We start from the raw sequence: 18922 nt of genomic DNA, 5'->3' as shown, positions 1-18922 counted from the left end.
CACTGCGTAAACAAATAAAAGGCATTATTCCTTATCGAAGCTATCCACTACAATCGCGCCCATCGAAGCCGGCATAGTGATCACAATAATACGTTTTAACGCCACCAAAGGGTCGCTCATTAACGGTAATTTATCTAAACAGAACAACACCAAAGCCACCACCAAAGCCGCCATCAAATAGGCAACAACAATACGGAAAATAAACACCAGCTTTCTCTGGCTAACATTGCGCTGAAACACACTTTCATAGGTATACAACGTCAGGAAAGTCACAGACAGCACAATGAGCAGTAGTAAATTACGGCTTGGTAATGTTTCACCTAATCGCCATGCTTCTTCTGAAAATGAAATAGGGACAGCCAAAGCAAATGCACCCACAAATATTTGGCTCGCATCTTCGAAATTGAAGTCAAATTTCATATCCCTATCCTTTGCCCCTACGAGAGAAGTGGCGATACTGTCATTATTGTATATTCAGGCTCTTATCAATCCGTATTACGGACATAATAGTGATCAGCATATAACTTACCACCGATCTCATAAGCCTCTGGTATCACATTATCAAGATTAAAACCGCATTTCATAAGCACGCGTTCAGATGCAACATTACCTTCAGTAACAATGGCTTGGTAACGGTTAATATCATGGTTAGATTCGGCCCACGTGATCAGTGCTTGCAGTGATTCAGTACCATATTGCTGACCATGAAATTCAGGCGATAACAGGTATCCCACTTGAGCGATATTATCTTCAATAATAAAGCCTGTGATACCCATAGACTCCCCTGTCATTTTGTCTTCAATCACCAGACAAAGCCAAGACTCTGCTTGTGGACTCCAAGGCAATAAGCGCGACTCAAACTTCTCTCGAATACCCGCCTCATCCAGTAAATCAAAACACAGCGCGATGACTTTTGGATCTTGGTAAAGTTGTAAGAACAGCGCCCAATCAGATTCAGTGATTACCCGCATTGTTAAACGACTCGACTCTATTTTCATACTCTCTTAATACCTCACTCATAACGTTAAGACATAACGTCGCTGTAGCGGCGTTATAGCGTGCTTAACCTATCACTCTATGACTAAATAAAACCATGATAAGACGGACATATAAAGAGCAAAGTGCGAAGAAATTTTAATTACACCAAGAGTGTAAATTTAGTTAAAAGCGCTATTCAGAATAGATGAGGACTGCTAACCTAAATGCAAAAGAGAATAATTATCGAGTAGAGAGAAATGAAAAAGCCGTCACCTAAGTTACTGACTGTTATTAGTACAGAACAAATCACACCCAACATGCAGCGCCTTGTATTTCATAGCGATTCGCTGGCTGATTTCCCTAATGATTGCGAAGGTGGCTACATCAAGCTGCTCTTTAATAGCCTAGGTGAAACCGATTTAAGCACAGTAGCTGAAGGTGAGCGACCTGCTATGCGCACCTACACTGTTCGACGTTTTTCGGCGACTGATTGCACCATAGAGGTGGACTTTGTTCGCCATATCACAACAGACTTACAATGCGGTTTTGCTGCCCGTTGGGCCATGAGTGCACAAATTGGCGATACTATTAATGTTGCAGGCCCAGGCATCATCAACGAAATGAACTTAGCTGCAGACTGGTTCTTCATGGCTGCGGACATGACAGCCTTACCCGCCCTTTCTGCCAAAATTCAAAAGCTACCGCAAAACGCAAAAGGTTACGCTGTGATCAAAGTGATTGATCACAAGGATATACAAACTATCGATGCGCCTGAGCACTTTCATGTTATCTGGTTAACAGGGGAAGAGTCATTAGCGGAAAAGGTCAAAACACTGGCGTGGTTAGAAGGTACCGCCTCTGTATGGACAGCCTGTGATTTTGACTCTATGCGAGCCCTACGCAGTTACTTCCGTAACGAAAAAGATGTCGATCGTGAAAACATTTATATCAGCAGTTATTGGAAACAAGGCGTATCTGAAGACGGCCATAAGGCGATAAAACAACAAGATGCCAGCGAGAATAGCTAAGTAGCTAGTCACTCCCTTTTACCAGCGACGTAAACAAACAAGAGTCAGTCAGTAACACATCAGACTGACTCTGGCTTATTAGATTGCCACGTAATAGCTTCTTAGACTAATACAGCCTCAGCATAGGGCGAGAACACTTCCGACAGAAACAAGACTGAATCATGGTGCGACCATGTGAATTGCGAGCTACGCCCATAATTAACCGTGGGAATAGCCTCATCGCCCATAGCAGCTTGTAGTTCGGGATCTGCGCCATTAACTTCAAAGAAAGTATAAGGGCCACGCGCAAGTGTTCCTTCCGTCGCTTTGTTCGCTTCAATACTACTGGCACCTTTGTTAGTCGATCTATTTTCAGAAGCGAACAACAATCGTTCACCTAATGATTGACTACCTAGATGGCAAAAAGTCTCTATCGTTTCATTATGAGTCGAAAAGAGAAAAGATCGCGCCCACACCAAAGGCCTTCCGTTATCGAGCAATAAACACTCCCGAGTATAAAACGGGTCATTTCGCTTAAAACGCTTCTGCTCAATATGAAAACCGCCACACACCGCTTTGAATGTGCGAGTTAACGATCCCTCACTTCTGAGGTAAGAAGGCAGTGATTCCGCATCAACCACACAATAATTCATGCCTCGGCCTCTTTAGCTGTCAGCACATCTCGCTTGCGACGAACCATGCTATCAAGAACACCAAGATGCAAGGTCGCAATAATCGCACTTACAACGGCAAAGCCTATGTACAAAGCACCTGGCGACAAGACGACATTCGCATCGCGGACAAATGCACTTAACGCCTGCCCCGTAAAATAGAACATCACAAAACCACTCAACATCGCGGTTCGACGTTTTTCAGTGCTATACATAATCACTAAATGCGTAAGAATCGGCAGTAATAAACCAAACGCGACTCCTGTGCTTGCAACAGCAACGTAGACCCCCCAACGAAGATCAACCAAAGTTAGCGTGAAAAACGCAACCATGAAGCAATAAAAACACAGAGCCAAAGTGCGTTGCTCTCCCACTTTCGCCAGTAAAAACTTAAATAAATAGGCAACAGTCGCAGAAATCAGGCTCATTCCACCTAATAGCATACCTGTTTGGGCACTGTTAAAATGCAGCGCGCTTTTTAGGGTAAACGGCAGGTCAATCATGATCAGGTAATACGACAGCATGCCAAATAGCCCTAGCAAATAGAACGGCAAAACAGCTTTATAATCACGGAAATGAATACGCTTAAGCCCTGAATGCTTAACCTTATTTACCGGCACAATACCATTCAACGACAGCACTAGTGCGATAATCGCCACAAGGTAAATGGCAAAAGGTAAACGCCAGTGAATTGTCGTTAACCACCCACTCGCCACGACAAACATAATGCCACCAACATTGACCGCAATCGCTTGATGGGAAATAAACTGGATTCGCGCCTCTCCATCAAAATAGCTCGCTATCAAGTCGTTTATCACTGTCATGCAAATTGCAATGCTCATACCCAATACAAAACGGCCTACTAGTAGCATGTTCAGTGAATCTATCCATAAACCGCTACTTCCAGCCAACCCCGATAAACCAAATCCAAGTAGAATCGTGTTTTTCTCACCCAGCGCGTTAATAATGCTAGCCACAAAAGGGGCGAAAACAACCACAGCGAGCGCTGGCAAGGTCATCATTAACGACACACCAAATGGATCATTGAACACATGATTTAGTTCAGCCAATGACGGTACAATCGCCGCATTGGCCATCACCAATAAACTACTACCCAGTAACAAGCACAACTTTGTTAGTCTTTTTATTTCTTCATTTCTCATCAAATATTCCTAAGGAAGATAACTGACAAAAAGGTTAATGGGTTTGGCTAAGGCCAACTAGTTCAAAAAAGACAACGCTGTGTTGTTTTGGTAATAGGTGTATTTATGTTATTAAATGGATTCGCCTGAAATATAAGAGTAATCGTGTGAACTGGAACCTGAATGATCTCCCTATTTTTATTGCGATTGCCGAAACAGGCAGTATCTCTAAAGCTGCTATTAAATTAGGCATTCAAAAATCAAGTGTGAGTCGATCATTAGCACGATTAGAAGATGTGTTAGATATTCGTTTACTAGAACGCAATAGTCGGTTTTTAAAGCTCACCTCAGATGGTGAGCAACTCTATACCCAACTAACACCATTACTTGATAACATCGACCGAGTTGGCAACGAAGTCGCATCACAATCACTAGTCGGTGAAATCAATATCGCCACCACATTCGCCTTATCGCGTGAAGTATTCGCCCCCAAATTACACCTGTTTACCCAGCGTTACCCCGACATCCAATTACGCATGCGGATTGTGTCTCACCGCCCCAACCTATTAGAAGAAAAGTTAGATCTCGCCATTCAATTAGGTGATTTAAAACCGTCAGGGTTTTACGCTAAGCCCTTAGCACAATTAAAATTATTCTGGTTTTGCACCCCAGAATACTTGGCAGAAAATCCAGAGTTACAAAGCCCAAACAGTGAGATGTTGCAAAAACACGTCACCTTCTATCATGTACAAGAGAATTTCCCCGCGACGCTTTACATGACGGAAGAAGATAACATTCAGCGCCCAATCGCCTTTAACAAGGCCAATCAGCTTGAAGATGTATTACTCATTCGAGACATGATTGCTAATGGTTACGGCGTAACATTACTACCCGAAATCTATTGCCGACCACTGTGCGAACAAGGAAAGTTAGTGCAAATAGCCCCAAATATAAAAGTAACACCTGATGTAAAGATCTATGCGGTATACGCCAGTAAAACAAGCCAGTCTCCACGTGTAAAAGCCATATTAAACTTTATGGAAGAGCTGACTCAGCAGTACTTTTCAGGCAATTAAGAGACTGTCATTGCCATTGATCATCCATCATCAATGTAACAGAATATTTAGTTATTGATGACGAACCATTGTGGGGGGCTTCGTTTCGTCCATTTGGCAAATTTTGCTTTATCGCCCATATAAAATTGGCGGTACGCTAAAATCGGATCATCATCCACTTTGTAGATATCAGGCATGGCTTGTGGAAACGGCGTTAGCCCTATTGAGGGAAAAACGAGGTCTGCGATCTGTGGTAAGACCGCCATTGATTTATGGTCAGTGTCTTTTCCATAACGATATTTGTATTCTTTATTCAGCTCTATCGCTAAGTCTCGTAACCAAATAAAGTTATCATAAGAGGCTTCAACCCACAGCACGCAAGGGTGTTTGGTATGGGTTGACTTATAGGGTGTCACAAAGCCTTTTTTATTCAGCGCAGTACAAAGCATCTGCACACTTTCCAAAATCATTTTCACAACATGCTGATCGCAATGGTACTGCGCACATTGCTTAATATCTTGGTCCAAAATAAAAATGTTCATTACACCTCCTACTGACTATTCGTTGTTCTTTTTATCGAACTGTTACCCTAGTAAACGTAGGTACTGGTATATCGATCACAATATCCAGCTATAGTGTCACCACAGCTCTGCGTTAGAACACTGATTTATAAACACAAATCTCGCGATTTTGCCCTTGCATATGTCGCATCATATTTTCTACATAGCCAACGCCCAGCTTTCGAATTACGGATTTAGACCGTTCATTTTCAGCTAAATGCATAACATGAAGCTCTGTAAGGCCATGATGTGATTTATAAAAATCAACCAACGCCTCCGCTGCTTCAAACGCGATTCCCCGCCCCCAAAACGGGACACCAAGCCAATAACCTAAGACACCTAAACCATGATCCAATAACGGAAAACCGACAGCCCCAATAATATCGTCACAGTCTTTCAAGGTGATGGCGTAAACCACGCTTTCACCTTCAATATACTGAGTTTGGTGCGTTTGAATCCACTCGAATGCCATAGCAGGCTCATAAGGATGAGGAATATTGGCCGTCATATCCGCGATAACCTTCTCGCCAGCTAACTCAGCAACTCGCTCACTGTCGCTTAGGCGAAAAGGCCGCAATACCAACCTTTCAGTTTCAATATCCTTTTGCATTCCCTCTCCTTATTCAGATGATTAAACTCGCTTCAACCACTTGTTCTTGTGACTTACACTCATTCAGAAATCAGTGAACGAGACACTAACCAATCCATCGCGACTTTAGTGGCAAGTGAACATATTGCCTCATCGTTAGCATCTACAAATTTCAGTTCTTCAATTTCGGCATCTGGACTCAACTTGCCAGAATAGTCCGCGGTATAACAGGTCAGCTGCACTAACACGCCGTCGTCTTTACCATCAGCTTGCGCAGTAAAGGTATCAACATACTTAATGGTGTCAGAGACTAAATCGACAGAGATCTCTTCATTGATTTCTCGAACCAATGCTTGCTCATCACTTTCACCTTGCTCCCGCTTTCCACCCGGTAAATAGAACAACGCTTTGCCTTTCGACCTCACCGTTAACAACTTACCATCACGAATATATACCCAAGCCAACTTATCAATTATTTTTTTCATTTTAGTTATTACTTCCTAACCTAGCTGATGGATGATTAAAGCACTGCCGAGTAACTAAACCCCACTTATCATCAAGGTACTCATCCTCAACATAATTGCCCGATGTATAGTCACTCACCACATCACGCCAAAATTTCACCGCATGATCAGCACCTGCAACTTGCTTGATTTCCCAAGCACCCTTTAGGCGTTCAAAAAGACGAGAGATAAAAATTTTACCTACTTTGTTTTTCCGAAAATATGGCACGACATAAAAGTCACAAATTTCAAATTCATCAGATGACTTTTCTTCTATTGCAGTAAGAGCCGCAGGGACACCATCAATATATAATAAATAACCTGCTACGCGGTTTCCGATCTTCGGATAGATTTCGAACAAACCATTTTCATCTGGCTTATCTCCGATAATTTTTGAAAACTCTGCCGCATAGCCTTGGTATAAGTTCGCATATACCTGCTGATTGCTGCTATCAACTTTCACTATTTTCATTATAAATTCTCTACGCGGTCAACACCCTAACTCTCATGCTAGCATGCCTTCCGATCATTGATTATCTGAGTTTACGTGATTGTCATTGAGGAGCTTTGTATCGAGCTAAAGAGATAAGCATAACTCAATTTCTCTCCCCGCCACCAACCCCCCAGTTGAAGCAAACCCACAATTTAAATAGAAACTTATTGGGCTTTCGATTCCGGTTACAACACTTGTGTAGAGTTTGGAAATACCAAACTCTTGCTGCAATGCTTCACTTAACATTGTTATAGCCATACGGCCATAGCCGTTAGACTGCTGAGATTTGTCCAACATTAGCCGCCACAATGAAAACTTACCCGATACTGTGTCTGCGTTTACGAGGATGAAACCTACAGGCTTATTGTTTACGTAAATTCCCCGATACCAAGGGAATTCCATAAAATTAGCTTCAGCCAAAGAAACGGCATTACTATCGACATGGTTGGCTTGAGTCGGTGTGACTTCAAGCAGACAAAGCTCGTAGAAGTTATCTATATTTATATTTCGTAATTCAACGTTCATTTTATCGATTTCCCTTCGAATACAAAGCGCCTACCCAGCCTAAACCAAACAAACCCAAGCCAAGCGGTGAATCAGCTTGATAATATGGCCTTCTGATTCATAGGTAACGGCTGTCCTAGTTAAACCGACAAGGTCAGAATGGCCCTCAAATAAAATATTAAGTTTTAGGGCCCTAGACTTAAACACTTAAACACGTTATGAGTTTCATTTTGCTAGCCAACGACATTGGTAATCTGCCACACGCATTAACTCGGCTGTTTGTTCAGGAAAGGAATGCTGTAAGAACCAAAGTGCATCCGCTAACGTAATCTGATGCAGATTAGAAGGAACAGTCGAACTAGCCATAAAATCATAAAGTGATAACCGCATCCAATAGCCGCTGAAAAGTGGCTATTGGATACAAATGACTAAACCAAACTAGGTCAGGTCAGGTCAGGATAAATAATAGAGCAATCAGAACGACGCGTTAAAGTGTGACACGCGCTTTGAAATGGTCATGAGCAGAATCTGAAATATCGCAGCCCATATAACGTCTACCTAAATTTTGGGCTGCAAGCAGTGTAGCCCCTGAACCAAAAAATGGGTCAACAACTAACTCTCCTTGAGTCGAGCTTTGAGAGATTAAGGTTTCGATTAAACCAACAGGCTTTTCTGTTGGGTAACCTCTGTAAACTCTCTTATGCTCCAATATATCAGGGATACTTAAATCATTAAGTTTTCGCTTACCCTTTTCAAAGAACAGAATATATTCGTGACGGGCTCTGTAATGATACCCCATACCGATACAAACTTTGTCCCATATAATTGGCTTCCAAAATTTGAACCCTACTTGTTCTGCTATGGGCTTAATTAGGAACATTGTTTCTTGATCGCAGAATAAATATAAATGCGCATTTTTACTTAAAACGCGATAGATCTCAGCCAATAGACTTTCAAAGCGTTCATTTGGAAATATTCCAAACCACTGATTACTAGAAGATTTACTAACTTTAAGTCTAGTGGTCGTTCCTATTTTTCTATGTTTCTCTAACGATTCATAGGGTGGATCTGTAATCAGAAGGTCAACGCTCTCATCTGCGAGCGTGGACAGCCAATTGACAGCATCATCTTTATAAATTTGCATCGAACCTCTATGTTATTTTGTTAAAGCGCTTGGGTTCAAGCTTAATAGACTTACGCTTTCTTGACGTATTTTGCCGTCACCAATATTTCTCCAGCCCCATCAAGCTTGCAATCTAATTGATGATCCTTGCCTTCAACAATTCGCTTTATTACACCTTTAGTACCTATTTTAAGGTTCAGCGAACTACCTTTGACTTTAAGGTCTTTAACCAATGTAATTTTATCACCTTGCTCCAGCTGATTTCCGTTTACGTCATGTACCGTAAATTGATTTTCAGCTTCTTCAACTGGGTTCCATTCATAAGCACATTCAGGGCAAACTAGATGACTTTGATCTTGATAAACAAACTCAGAATTGCAATTAGGGCAAGGAGGTAATGACATTAGCGAGGACTTCTATTAATTGATTTACTTATATTTTAATGATTTATCGTGTTCAGTCTATTCATTATGACTACGAACATAAAAGCGACATCACGGAAATCAGCCTCAAATTTGTCGTGCACTATAGCACCCGCAACTTACGAATCCCCACCCTGCACTGACAAAGCACACTCAACGTCAGACCAAAACCGCCGAGTGCCCAACATCATCTTAATGGTGTGTATTGCTTAGATCCAAATACAAGGTTATTTACTGTCGTATCAGTGCCGATTTAACGATCGTAAAACCAATGAGCCCCAACATAACGCCTGTCACCTTATCTATGTAATATGCAATGCGCGTAAACTGCCCCCTGACTTTTGGGGCCGAAAGTAGAGAAATAATGGCGGCATCCCATATAAACACAACCAATGTCATCCAAATACCTAAACCTAACTTAAAAGCAAAACCTACCTCGTTAGTTAGCACTACCGTGAAAAGACTCAAATAGAATAATAGATTTTTAGGGTTTAGTACCCCAGACATAAAGCCTGCGCTGAACTCGCGAATAAACGTGGTCTGGTGGGATATTTGAGACTCAGCAACATCAATATTTTCATACCCCCCCTTTCTCGCTCGTATTGCTTGTACAGCAAGGTAAATAAGAAACAAACCACCGATGACTTTAAGCGTAATCATAATAGGCACTGAAGCCGCTAAAATTGACCCGACACCGATTAGACACAAGCCGATATACACGGCATTTGCAGTCGCAATACCCAAAGCCACACCTAAAGCATTTTTCCCGCTATTTCGAATGGCACTTTTTACAACGATGACAAAATCAGGCCCTGGACTAAGCAGAGCTAAAAAATGAGCGACCGCCACCGTGACGAAAATACCTAACAAATTTGCATCCATACAAACAACCTCCTTGTTGATTAATATGCAACTATTACATAATATCCCGCGAAAGTTGAATAAATAAACACAGTACCGTTATTACAGCAGATCCCATAAATACATATGAGAGTATGGTCACGTTACGCAGTTCATCGTCACGATAAAATACTCGATTACTATTTGCTGGTATATATTTCATGCCATCGGCTTATTGCATCGATTCCAGCCAAAATTGCTGGGAATTCTTCCATAAACACCATTGGGTCTCACCTGAATTTGCACAAACGCAATGCTTTGCTTCGTGGCAACGCTGCGTTAAACAGTGCAGCGCTGTACATTGGTCTCCACCGCATGTGGCATCTGGCTCTACCCTCAACTCTTTAATAAAGCGTAATGAAAGCCTTATCCAATGTGCTACCACTGTTGTTGAAGATACCTTTGATCTGCTATATCACGAGCCTATCGTATTGCTCATTACTGACGACAATGGCTGTGTGGTAAAGCGAATCGGACACCCTGATTTAGTCGATGAGTTAGAGACCTTGGGCATAGTACAAGGCTGTTTTTTTTCGGAAGGCAAAATTGGCACCAATGCTATTAGCTTATGTATAGACACTCACCTTCCTTCTGAAGTATTTGCAGCTAACCATTTCAATCGTTCACTGCACCCCTACGGTGCCTGTGCCGCACCCATTTTTGATTCGTTCGGTAAACTTCGTGGCACCATGGCACTGGTAAAAACCGCCAACCAATATCGCCGCGAAAACAGTGTAATTGTGGCCTCTTGCGCAAAAGAAATCTCACTACAGCTGCAACTGCTGTATGAACAAGAGAATATGAATCGACTAGTCAGTATGCACAATGCGACGGTTGCATGCATGGATGATGGCCTATTAGCCTGGGATGCCAACCAGCGCATCACCATGGTAAGTCAGCAAGCAGAGACGCTTTTTCAGATCAGCGCCCTGAATGTAATAGACAAAAACATCTTTGATATTATTCGCTTTGCGCCCAATATTTTGACCTACTTCGAACAGCATGAAAACGCCTATCGCAAGCTGACCACCGTTGAAGTCAACAGCGAGTTTATCGAGGCGATTCTGTCGGTCAGTCAGTTACAAGATGGCTCAACCCTATTATTCATTCACCCTGTTCACAAAATTCGCGAGTTAGCCCAACAACAAATTGGCGGCAGTGCTAAATACACCTTTGCCACCTTGCCTGCACGTTCAAAACAAATGAAACACTTAATTACCGTGGCGAAACGCGCGGTGAAGTCCAAGTCCCCTATTTTACTCTATGGTGAGGAAGGCGTCGGGAAATCATCACTGGCGATGGCCATTCACAATGAGTGTGAATTCAAGGCTGGCCCCTTTATTACCGTTAACTGTCGTACACTCAGCAGCGATAATATGAGTCGAGAAATACTGGGGTTTGATGCCGACAACGGTTTGCCATCTAAATTTGAGTTAGCACACGGTGGCACTTTGTTGCTTGAAAAGGTGGAGTACTTAAATCAAGAGCTGCAATCGGTATTACTGAAGCTACTAAAAACCGGATTAGTCAGCCGCAGCGATAGCCAACGCTTAATCCCTGTGAACTTCCAACTTATTACCAGCACCTCATCTGATCTTAGTGCGTACGTCGCACAAGGCTCGTTTGGCCGTCAGCTCTACTATGCGATATCTAACAATGAACTCACGCTATCACCGTTACGTAATCGCAAAGAAGACATCGCCTTACATATTGAGCGCCTTTTGGCTGATTACGAAAAACGGCATCAAGTACACATTCAGATCGATCCTGTGGCATTGGATGTATTGCTCGCGTTTGCGTGGCCGGGAAACGATCCTGAATTAAAAAGCCGCATGGAGCGGTTACTGCTAAACCGCAGTAGCAATCGGATTCAGCTTAAAGACATTCCCGACCATATTAAGCACAACGCAGATGGACACCCTCAGCACAATTCACCCATGTTGACCCTTGAAGCCTTAGAGAAGAAAGCCATTATTCAAGCGTGGGATACCTATGATGGCAAGATGTCTGAAATGGCAAAAGCACTCGCTATTGGTCGCACTACGCTGTGGCGCAAAATCGATAAATACGGTTTGAGTGAAAAACTCCGTTAATTCATAATCAGTTAAAAGCCAAACACAAAAAAGCCGCCAGACTAGTGGCGGCCATTTCTTAAGACTAGAAATAAGACTAAAACTTACACTAATACTAAAGCTTAGCTTAGCTTAGACGTATCGTCTCTTTTAACGCTGGCAGCAATGCTGCACTTGCACTGAATTTACTCAGACCAAGTGATAATAGCGCTTCTGTTGCCTTGGTATCCCCAGCCATTTCACCACACATACTCACACTGATCCCCGCTTTATTAGCAACTTCACAAGTGTGGGCAATCGCCCTGATCACGGCTGGTTGGAAGTAATCGACTAACTCTGCAATCGCACTATTACCCCGATCCGCTGCCATCACATATTGAGTCAAATCGTTGGTGCCGATAGAGAAAAAATCCACTTCTTTCGCTAAGGCATCAGCATTGAATACTGCCGCTGGCACTTCAATCATGATCCCAACAGCCAAACCTGTATCGCTAAGCCCCAGTTGCGCGCATTGTTGAACTAGCAGTGCTTTCACTTGCTGCACTTCATCCACAGTCGCAATCATTGGGATCATTAACTGAATATTTGGCTGCTCAGCATGCGCTCGTAATATTGCCCGAAGTTGAGTTGCAAACAACTCAGGGTGTGCCAAGCATAAACGTACGCCGCGTTGTCCCAAGAACGGATTCTCTTCCGCTGGCATCGGATACGCTACTAACGGTTTATCACCACCCACATCTAAGCTACGAATTGTGACAGGTTTATCACCAAAGGCCGCGGCGATATCACGATAGACTTGATACTGCTCTTCTTCACTCGGCAACGCATCACTTTGCTGGAATAAGAACTCGGTACGAAATAGTCCTACACCTTCTGCGCCACACGCCAAGGCTTGCGCGACATCGTCAGGCCCACCGATATTGGCTAACACGCTAATAGCACGACCCGCTTTGGTTATTGCTGGCGCTTGCGCATTGGCCGCACTGTTTTCAATGTCATCACGCCACTGCTGGCGTTTTAACTCCAACGCCTGTGCAATATCCGCTGTAGGTGCAAACCAGAGATGCCCAGCGAATCCATCCAATATCACTGGATCCCCTGCATGAACTTGTTCTAAACACCCTTTGGTTTTCACCAAGGCGGGGATCCCCATCGCGCGCGCCAAAATAGCACTGTGAGAGGTTTTGCCACCTTCGCTTAAACAAATAGCCAATACCTTAGATTTATCTAAACTTGCCACATCTGATGGCATCAGATCACGGGCGAATAAAACGACAGGTTCAGTCAATGTTAACGCCGAGCCTTTGTCACCCGTTAGCGCAACCATGACACGACGAGTAATATCCCAAATATCTGCTTCACGTTCACGCATGTACTGACTTTCAGCGGCCGCATATTGCGCTGCTAGCCCTTCCATCACCGCAAGCCATGCCTGCTCAGATATTACACTCTCAGCTATCATTAACGCTAAAGCACGGGTGATTTCGGGATCAGCCAGCATTAAACTATGCGCCTCAAAAATAGCGCCATGTGGCCCTGCAGCTTCGGTTGTTAGATCTTGCTGAACCTGCGCTATCGCATTATTCAACGCCGTTATTTCTGCTGATGCACCCGCAAATTCACGCTTCGGCACTGCAGGCATCGCAGCACTGAAAATCGCCGCAGGTGCAATCGCGACACCATCACTTACACGGATCCCCGCTAACGCGCCTTCAGGTGCCGCATTTTCTGGGCACTGTACCAACGGTTCTTCAGGATTTTCTCCATCCTGTTCGCCCTGTTCGCCCTGGTCGCCAAGGCAGCCCTCACCCGCCAGCATTTTGCTGACTTGCGCTGCTTCACCAAAATGATCATTAGCGAGCAAAGTAAATGCATCTATCGCTTGTTGTGCCATGGCGCCATTTGCTTGTAAACGGATCACCTCGCCGCAACGTACGCCCAATTTAGCGATGCTGTTTAGGCTCTTGGTGTTTGCCTGCTGATCGCCTTTAAATAGCACCACGTCTGCATCAAAACTGGCGAGTGCACCGACAATCGCCGCGGCAGGACGTGCATGAAGCCCATGCGGATTTTGTACCTGCCATTCAAAACTGAGGGTTAAGCCATCAGGTATCTGCGACGCGATTGATGGTGAATTGTCATCGCTGCTTTGGTCATCTTGCTGCGTATTTTGCTGATCATCTTGCTGTACACTCGTCGCTTCACCAAGGTGCGCTTTTTTTACATCAAGCGCACTGCTGGCTTCAGCGATAACAGCTTCGCGCGGCAGACCTGCAGCCGCCGCAACCGATGCAGCCATAGTGCCTTCAACGATTGGCGCTGAAATCAGCGAGACTTTATCGGCCAACTCAGGATCAAGCAACTCAAGTGCCATTTCAGTACTTAGCAAGGCACTCCCTAAATCCATTAGCACCACAACCCCATCGTCATCACAGACTTGCTCAATCGCGGCCATCACCGCAATCGCGTCAGTACCGATAGGATTTTCAGGGTCATCGACTCCTGCGGCAATCGCAATATTAGCCTTGCCTTGGGTCATTTGCGTGGCCAATTCGACCACGCCTTGCGCCAGTAATATACTGTGCGAAACTACAACAATACCCACCATGGTTTAGCACCCTGTAATGGCTTGTTTCAACGCTTTGATCATTAACAAAGATGACGTCGCCCCCGGATCTTGATGACCAATACTCCGCTCACCTAAGTAACTCGCACGTCCTTTTTTAGCCCGCATTTCGATAGTTGAAACGGTACTTTTTTCAGCGATTTCGATCATCTCATCCAACAAGTGATCACCACTGGCGCCTTGCTCTAACGCTGCTTTAAGATGCTGTAACACTGGCAACCAAACATCACACATCGTCTTGTCGCCTAGCTCCGCTTTACCACGAGAAACGACACCATCAACACCACTTTTAAGATCGTCTACCAGCTCTTCAAAGCTCAAGACTTCACGGGCGCCCACAGAAGCAGACATGCGAATAAATAACGTGCCATATAGCGGGCCACTCGCACCGCCAATACTTGATAGCAGCGTCATACCGGTATTTTTCAAAATGGCCGCGATATTCTGTTCTGCCACTTTCGGTAACGTTTCACGTACTTTAGTAAAACCACGGTTCATGTTCAGACCATGGTCGGCGTCGCCGATGTCTCGGTCTAAATCCGTTAAAAAGTCTTGGTTCTCGGCGTAGGTATCTGCGCACAGATTCAGCCAAGTAATGATATGTTGTTTCTCAATTTGCATAGCCATAATCACTTACCCCAGGTCATCGCCGCTGTGTTCACTGGTGCATCATAAAGCGATAGCATCTCTTCATCTGCTTGCAACAAGGTAATTGAGATACCTTCCATATTTAGCGAAGTACAGTAGTTACCAACAAGGTTACGCGCAATACGTAAACCCGCCTGCTCACAGTTTTGCGCTAGACGGCGGTACACACCGTAAAGCTCAGATTCTGGTGTCGCGCCTAAACCGTTAACCAATACGATATAGTCTTGGTCTGTATTGAAATCATTGATCTTAGTTTCAACTTCATCCCAATCACCACTTTCGCGATTCCAAATACGCTGCGTGCGGCTGTAGCCCGCGTTATCCATAATTTCTGCAAACATTTGATCGACCAGCGTATTCGCATCTTCATAAGCACGACGCTCAATACCCGGTTCGCCGTGGATGCCAACCCCAAACTCAATTTCATTTTCTTCCAGCACAAATGATGGCTTACCCGCAGCAGGCACAACGCACGCACTCAGAGCAACACCAAATGAACGACAGTTATTATTAATACGACGCGCCAATACTTCACATTTATCTAAATCGTAACCTTGTGCAGCTGCCGCACCCACCATTTTCTCTACCAGTACAGTACCCGCAACACCACGACGACCAGCGGTATACAAGCTGTCTTTTACCGCCACATCATCATCTGTTAGAACAGCGCCAACACGCACGCCATCGGCATGTAACAACTCAACGGCAGTTTCAAAGTTCAGTACGTCACCTGTGTAGTTTTTAATCACAAACAGCACACCTTCACCGCTATCGACTTTCTGACCACATTCGTACATTTGATCTGGCGTTGGCGAAGTAAACACCTCACCAGGACAAGCGCCCGTTAACATACCATCACCAATGAAACCCGCATGAAGAGGCTCGTGACCGCTACCACCACCAGAAACCAAAGCAACTTGTTGCTGTTTAGGTTCATGCCACATATAGCGTGGCTCATAACTGACTTTCAGCTCTGGACGAGAAAGCACAAGACCTTCCATTTGCTCTTTCACGACATCTTCAACACGGTTAATTAACTTTTTCATGGCTTAGCACTCTTGTTAAATGGGATTGTTGATTGATTCCTTTCGCAGCGAGTTTCAAGGTATTTATTCGCTGGGATGTGATTCCATCCTAGAGGTCATGAGTTACATGACAACGCAAAATTATCCGTTTCATTATGAAATGAACCATCAGACAAAAACGTTTCATAACGGAACGAAATTAATAGAAGCTAGCCGCTTCGTGATCAATCACACGCCATTTTCACTCGCAGCCCCAATACGAATAACATTTGCATTTATATCGTCAATTCATTAGTAGGATCAGTTCACCAAAGTTCACTAACCCAGCATCAAAATAATCATAACCAATTGAAATAAAGGAAATTAAACACAAAAAAGCAAAGGTTGGCATCCTTCTTACTCAGCATTCCTAGCCAGTAAACAGAGAAATTTTGTGACATCTTTAGCAAAAAGCAACCACGCATAGCTTTGATCGAGGTTCGATTCCGCTTAGAAGATCCGAGCACCAGAACAGAGAAAAAGACCTGAGGAAAAACAGATTAAAAGCTCAACAAGAAATAAGATTTTAGTCACGCACGATTGTAATAAAGCAGCCCCACCGCGTTTCATAACGAAACAAATCGAAGAGCCGCTAGATTGCGCTACGGCTTGAATACGGAGCTTAAGCACGAAGCATAAAAACAGAAAGGCAGGCGAGTAATTCTCGATAAAACAGGAGGCAAAAATCAGGATCGGAATAAAAATTTAGAAACAAGAAACAACAAACGAACTTAGTCAAAATGATTGTCTTTCAACCATTGCTCCCAGCTATGTATCTTTAATCTTTTTTTAGTCAATAAGACATTAACAGCTAAAAGACTCCCCGTTGTCACACCAAAGAATAGAGCGCCATATAGGTGATAGACCGATGACTCTTGAAATTGCCACAGAATCAGCCACATAAGCCCTCCTGTTTTACACCTTAATCTACGAGTGACTCGCCAAAGATTTTGTTACTGCTAAATTCTGATACCAATTATTAAAGACTAACTCGAAGTCTGTGAACACGATACGGCCAAATTTGTGGTTTCGATATTGCTGGCACAAGGCTAATAACAATTGTCCATCACTGATGGGGAGTCGGAAACGAACAATCGAACTATGAGCTGTAACCAGTTTATAACGACTGTCGAACGTGACCCTTAAGCCTGCATCAGTCAATTGAGTCCGTAGGTTATTTCTGAGTTTTTCAAGGGCGTCATTCACAGGAAACCCCTGAACCACGATACAGTTAGGTGACGCGGTAACACCTTGATACTTTACTTCAATCGGTGGTGAAGAACGAAGAACTGAATGAAATACATCAGCATAAGACTTGGTGTTAATTTCATTTAGTTCAAACGCTGGGATACATGAAATAACCGACAGTACAGTAAGGTGCAACTCATCAAGTGGGTGATAATATTGCTTTGGCTCTATCTCTTGTACTGCTGTTTGAAACTTAACAATTTCATCAAGCGTAGAGCCACTTCCCTGCTTTAGGTAAGTTAATGCTGTGATGCCTCTTCGAGTGTCACTCTCAAGATCTATAAGGTGTTTATCTAACTCATATTCATTACGGTCAGACGCAATAATGAATTTGTCCCACATTCCATCATAGATAGCTTGAATCATCATTTTCCCTAAAATCAACTATGCCACAAAATAACGCAGCATTGCGGTGTGAGCCAATGCTAGTGACGACCTATTGTGCATAAACATTTAAATGGAAATAAGACACTTAAACAAGTATAACTTCAGTAATAAATACCGACAACCCCATAAGGAAAGAGCTAAACATAAATAATGCAAAGGAAAAAATAAACTTCCGTTGAACACCTAAAGGAATAGTTTTTATTTTTTTATCCATACCGTATCTTTTTGCCTGATATTTACACAGAAAAACAGTACTGTAATGCAGAACACCTTGCATGGAAAATAATAAATTTAACGAATAAAATCGAACACCATTATCAAGATTATCTTCCAACAACAACATCCACTTATTTTTGAGGTATACAACTATAGCAACCCATATAAATATACCAATGCACCCTATAAAAACCAAAAATGCCGATATTACAGGTAATAAATCATAATTATCATTTAACATTATTTAACACCATATGATTCATATAGCACTTCACCTGTAGATAGACGATTTCACTTGGCGAGTTATACATAATCATCACCAATCGATCTATTGGCATAGTCTTTTCAACAATATGGATTGCCATATTGTTTTTTTCTTGCATTGCAGCCATTCACAAACCTCACTCAATTCTTGAATATATCTAATCGACAGTAACTCAAGAATAACGAATTGATGTATTGCGATGAATCAGCAAATTGTCCGCGTTGCTTAGACTGCGATTCACTACAAATATTTATGTAACATCGAAAATAGTTTAAATGAGGAGGCCTTACTCAAGGCAGAAACAATTATCATGCGTAAATTATGTGGGGGATCAGCCCGAAGGCTCTTATGAGTTATGCAGATAAAAACACAGCTGGGGAATTAAACCTTCAACTGCATATTTGCATCTAGATGAGAAGTTTATCGCAGTTATAATTTTAACTCACATA

At 43.2% G+C, this 18922-nt stretch carries 22 protein-coding genes; 3 read left to right on the top strand and 19 right to left on the bottom strand.

The genetic code is table 11. The features are described from left to right. Positions 1–24 precede the first annotated feature (24 nt). Positions 25–420 (bottom strand): DUF2391 family protein, encoded by a 396-nt coding sequence (locus ASV53_RS05700; protein WP_094956396.1) that lies wholly within the window; start codon positions 418–420, stop codon positions 25–27. A gap of 65 nt (positions 421–485) precedes the next feature. Next, positions 486–998 carry a GNAT family N-acetyltransferase gene (locus ASV53_RS05695; protein WP_094956395.1) on the bottom strand — a complete coding sequence of 171 codons (513 nt, stop codon included), beginning with the start codon at positions 996–998 and terminating at the stop codon, positions 486–488. Positions 999–1235: 237 nt separating this feature from the next. Between ASV53_RS05695 and ASV53_RS05690 the strand changes: the two genes are divergently transcribed. Further along, complete coding sequence (locus ASV53_RS05690) at positions 1236–2006, top strand: siderophore-interacting protein (protein WP_094956394.1); 771 nt, start codon at positions 1236–1238, stop codon at positions 2004–2006. Between the two features lie 101 nt (positions 2007–2107). Here the strand turns inward: ASV53_RS05690 and ASV53_RS05685 are convergent, their stop codons facing one another. Then, entirely contained in the window at positions 2108–2638 is a 531-nt protein-coding gene (locus tag ASV53_RS05685) for a chorismate--pyruvate lyase family protein (RefSeq protein ID WP_094956393.1), read from the bottom strand. After that, positions 2635–3819 (bottom strand): MFS transporter, encoded by a 1185-nt coding sequence (locus ASV53_RS05680; protein ID WP_094956392.1) that lies wholly within the window; start codon positions 3817–3819, stop codon positions 2635–2637. The genes ASV53_RS05685 and ASV53_RS05680 overlap by 4 nt, the downstream gene beginning before the upstream one ends. Before the next feature lie 146 nt (positions 3820–3965). On the opposite strand from ASV53_RS05680, the gene ASV53_RS05675 reads away from it, so the two are divergent. Beyond that, positions 3966–4874, top strand: coding sequence for a LysR family transcriptional regulator (locus tag ASV53_RS05675; protein ID WP_094956391.1), 909 nt, complete (start codon positions 3966–3968; stop codon positions 4872–4874). A 47-nt stretch (positions 4875–4921) separates the two neighbouring features. Here ASV53_RS05675 and ASV53_RS05670 read toward each other — a convergent pair whose 3' ends face one another. From ASV53_RS05670 to ASV53_RS05635, 9 genes are all read right to left on the bottom strand, one after another. Next, complete coding sequence (locus tag ASV53_RS05670; protein ID WP_094956390.1) at positions 4922–5395, bottom strand: pyrimidine dimer DNA glycosylase/endonuclease V; 474 nt, start codon at positions 5393–5395, stop codon at positions 4922–4924. 112 nt (positions 5396–5507) lie between these two features. Continuing rightward, positions 5508–6023, bottom strand: a complete 516-nt coding sequence (locus ASV53_RS05665) for a GNAT family N-acetyltransferase (RefSeq protein ID WP_094956389.1) — start codon at positions 6021–6023, stop codon at positions 5508–5510. 59 nt (positions 6024–6082) lie between these two features. After that, a complete protein-coding gene (locus tag ASV53_RS05660) occupies positions 6083–6487 on the bottom strand; it encodes an NUDIX hydrolase (protein ID WP_094956388.1) in 405 nt (134 codons plus the stop codon). 1 nt (position 6488) lies between these two features. Next, a complete protein-coding gene (locus ASV53_RS05655; protein WP_094956387.1) occupies positions 6489–6977 on the bottom strand; it encodes a GNAT family N-acetyltransferase in 489 nt (162 codons plus the stop codon). 105 nt (positions 6978–7082) lie between these two features. Continuing rightward, positions 7083–7523, bottom strand: a complete 441-nt coding sequence (locus ASV53_RS05650) for a GNAT family N-acetyltransferase (RefSeq protein ID WP_094956386.1) — start codon at positions 7521–7523, stop codon at positions 7083–7085. Between the two features lie 204 nt (positions 7524–7727). Further along, positions 7728–7892: a hypothetical protein gene (locus ASV53_RS25400; protein ID WP_189337831.1), complete on the bottom strand. Its 165-nt coding sequence runs from the start codon at positions 7890–7892 to the stop codon at positions 7728–7730. A 97-nt stretch (positions 7893–7989) separates the two neighbouring features. Then, the gene (locus ASV53_RS05645) at positions 7990–8646 is read right to left on the bottom strand and encodes a DNA-methyltransferase (protein WP_094956385.1); all 657 of its coding nucleotides are present in this window, start codon (positions 8644–8646) and stop codon (positions 7990–7992) included. 50 nt (positions 8647–8696) lie between these two features. After that, positions 8697–9029, bottom strand: coding sequence for a zinc ribbon domain-containing protein YjdM (locus ASV53_RS05640; RefSeq protein ID WP_062689140.1), 333 nt, complete (start codon positions 9027–9029; stop codon positions 8697–8699). 249 nt (positions 9030–9278) lie between these two features. Then, entirely contained in the window at positions 9279–9929 is a 651-nt protein-coding gene (locus ASV53_RS05635; RefSeq protein WP_094956384.1) for a LysE family transporter, read from the bottom strand. A gap of 179 nt (positions 9930–10108) precedes the next feature. Between ASV53_RS05635 and dhaR the strand changes: the two genes are divergently transcribed. Beyond that, the gene (gene dhaR, locus ASV53_RS05630) at positions 10109–12040 is read left to right on the top strand and encodes a dihydroxyacetone kinase operon transcriptional regulator DhaR (protein WP_094956383.1); all 1932 of its coding nucleotides are present in this window, start codon (positions 10109–10111) and stop codon (positions 12038–12040) included. Positions 12041–12146: 106 nt separating this feature from the next. On the opposite strand, the gene ptsP is transcribed toward dhaR, so the two are convergent. From ptsP to ASV53_RS05605, 6 genes are all read right to left on the bottom strand, one after another. After that, positions 12147–14627: a phosphoenolpyruvate--protein phosphotransferase gene (gene ptsP, locus ASV53_RS05625; protein ID WP_094956382.1), complete on the bottom strand. Its 2481-nt coding sequence runs from the start codon at positions 14625–14627 to the stop codon at positions 12147–12149. A 3-nt stretch (positions 14628–14630) separates the two neighbouring features. Continuing rightward, the gene (gene dhaL / locus ASV53_RS05620; protein ID WP_239928737.1) at positions 14631–15272 is read right to left on the bottom strand and encodes a dihydroxyacetone kinase subunit DhaL; all 642 of its coding nucleotides are present in this window, start codon (positions 15270–15272) and stop codon (positions 14631–14633) included. A gap of 2 nt (positions 15273–15274) precedes the next feature. Beyond that, positions 15275–16339, bottom strand: a complete 1065-nt coding sequence (dhaK, locus tag ASV53_RS05615; RefSeq protein ID WP_094956381.1) for a dihydroxyacetone kinase subunit DhaK — start codon at positions 16337–16339, stop codon at positions 15275–15277. A 749-nt stretch (positions 16340–17088) separates the two neighbouring features. Beyond that, entirely contained in the window at positions 17089–17259 is a 171-nt protein-coding gene (locus tag ASV53_RS25975; protein ID WP_239928736.1) for a DUF6404 family protein, read from the bottom strand. Positions 17260–17284: 25 nt separating this feature from the next. Further along, positions 17285–17971, bottom strand: a complete 687-nt coding sequence (locus tag ASV53_RS05610) for a 2'-5' RNA ligase family protein (RefSeq protein WP_094956380.1) — start codon at positions 17969–17971, stop codon at positions 17285–17287. Between the two features lie 106 nt (positions 17972–18077). Next, on the bottom strand, positions 18078–18449 hold the full coding sequence (locus ASV53_RS05605) for a hypothetical protein (RefSeq protein ID WP_094956379.1): 372 nt from the start codon (positions 18447–18449) through the stop codon (positions 18078–18080). Positions 18450–18922 lie beyond the last annotated feature (473 nt).

It is taken from the genome of Photobacterium sanguinicancri, assembly GCF_002265265.1.
GTDB lineage: Bacteria > Pseudomonadota > Gammaproteobacteria > Enterobacterales > Vibrionaceae > Photobacterium > Photobacterium sanguinicancri.
The sequence above is the reverse complement of the archived record's forward strand: the minus strand, read 5'-3'. Positions and strand labels throughout refer to the sequence as shown.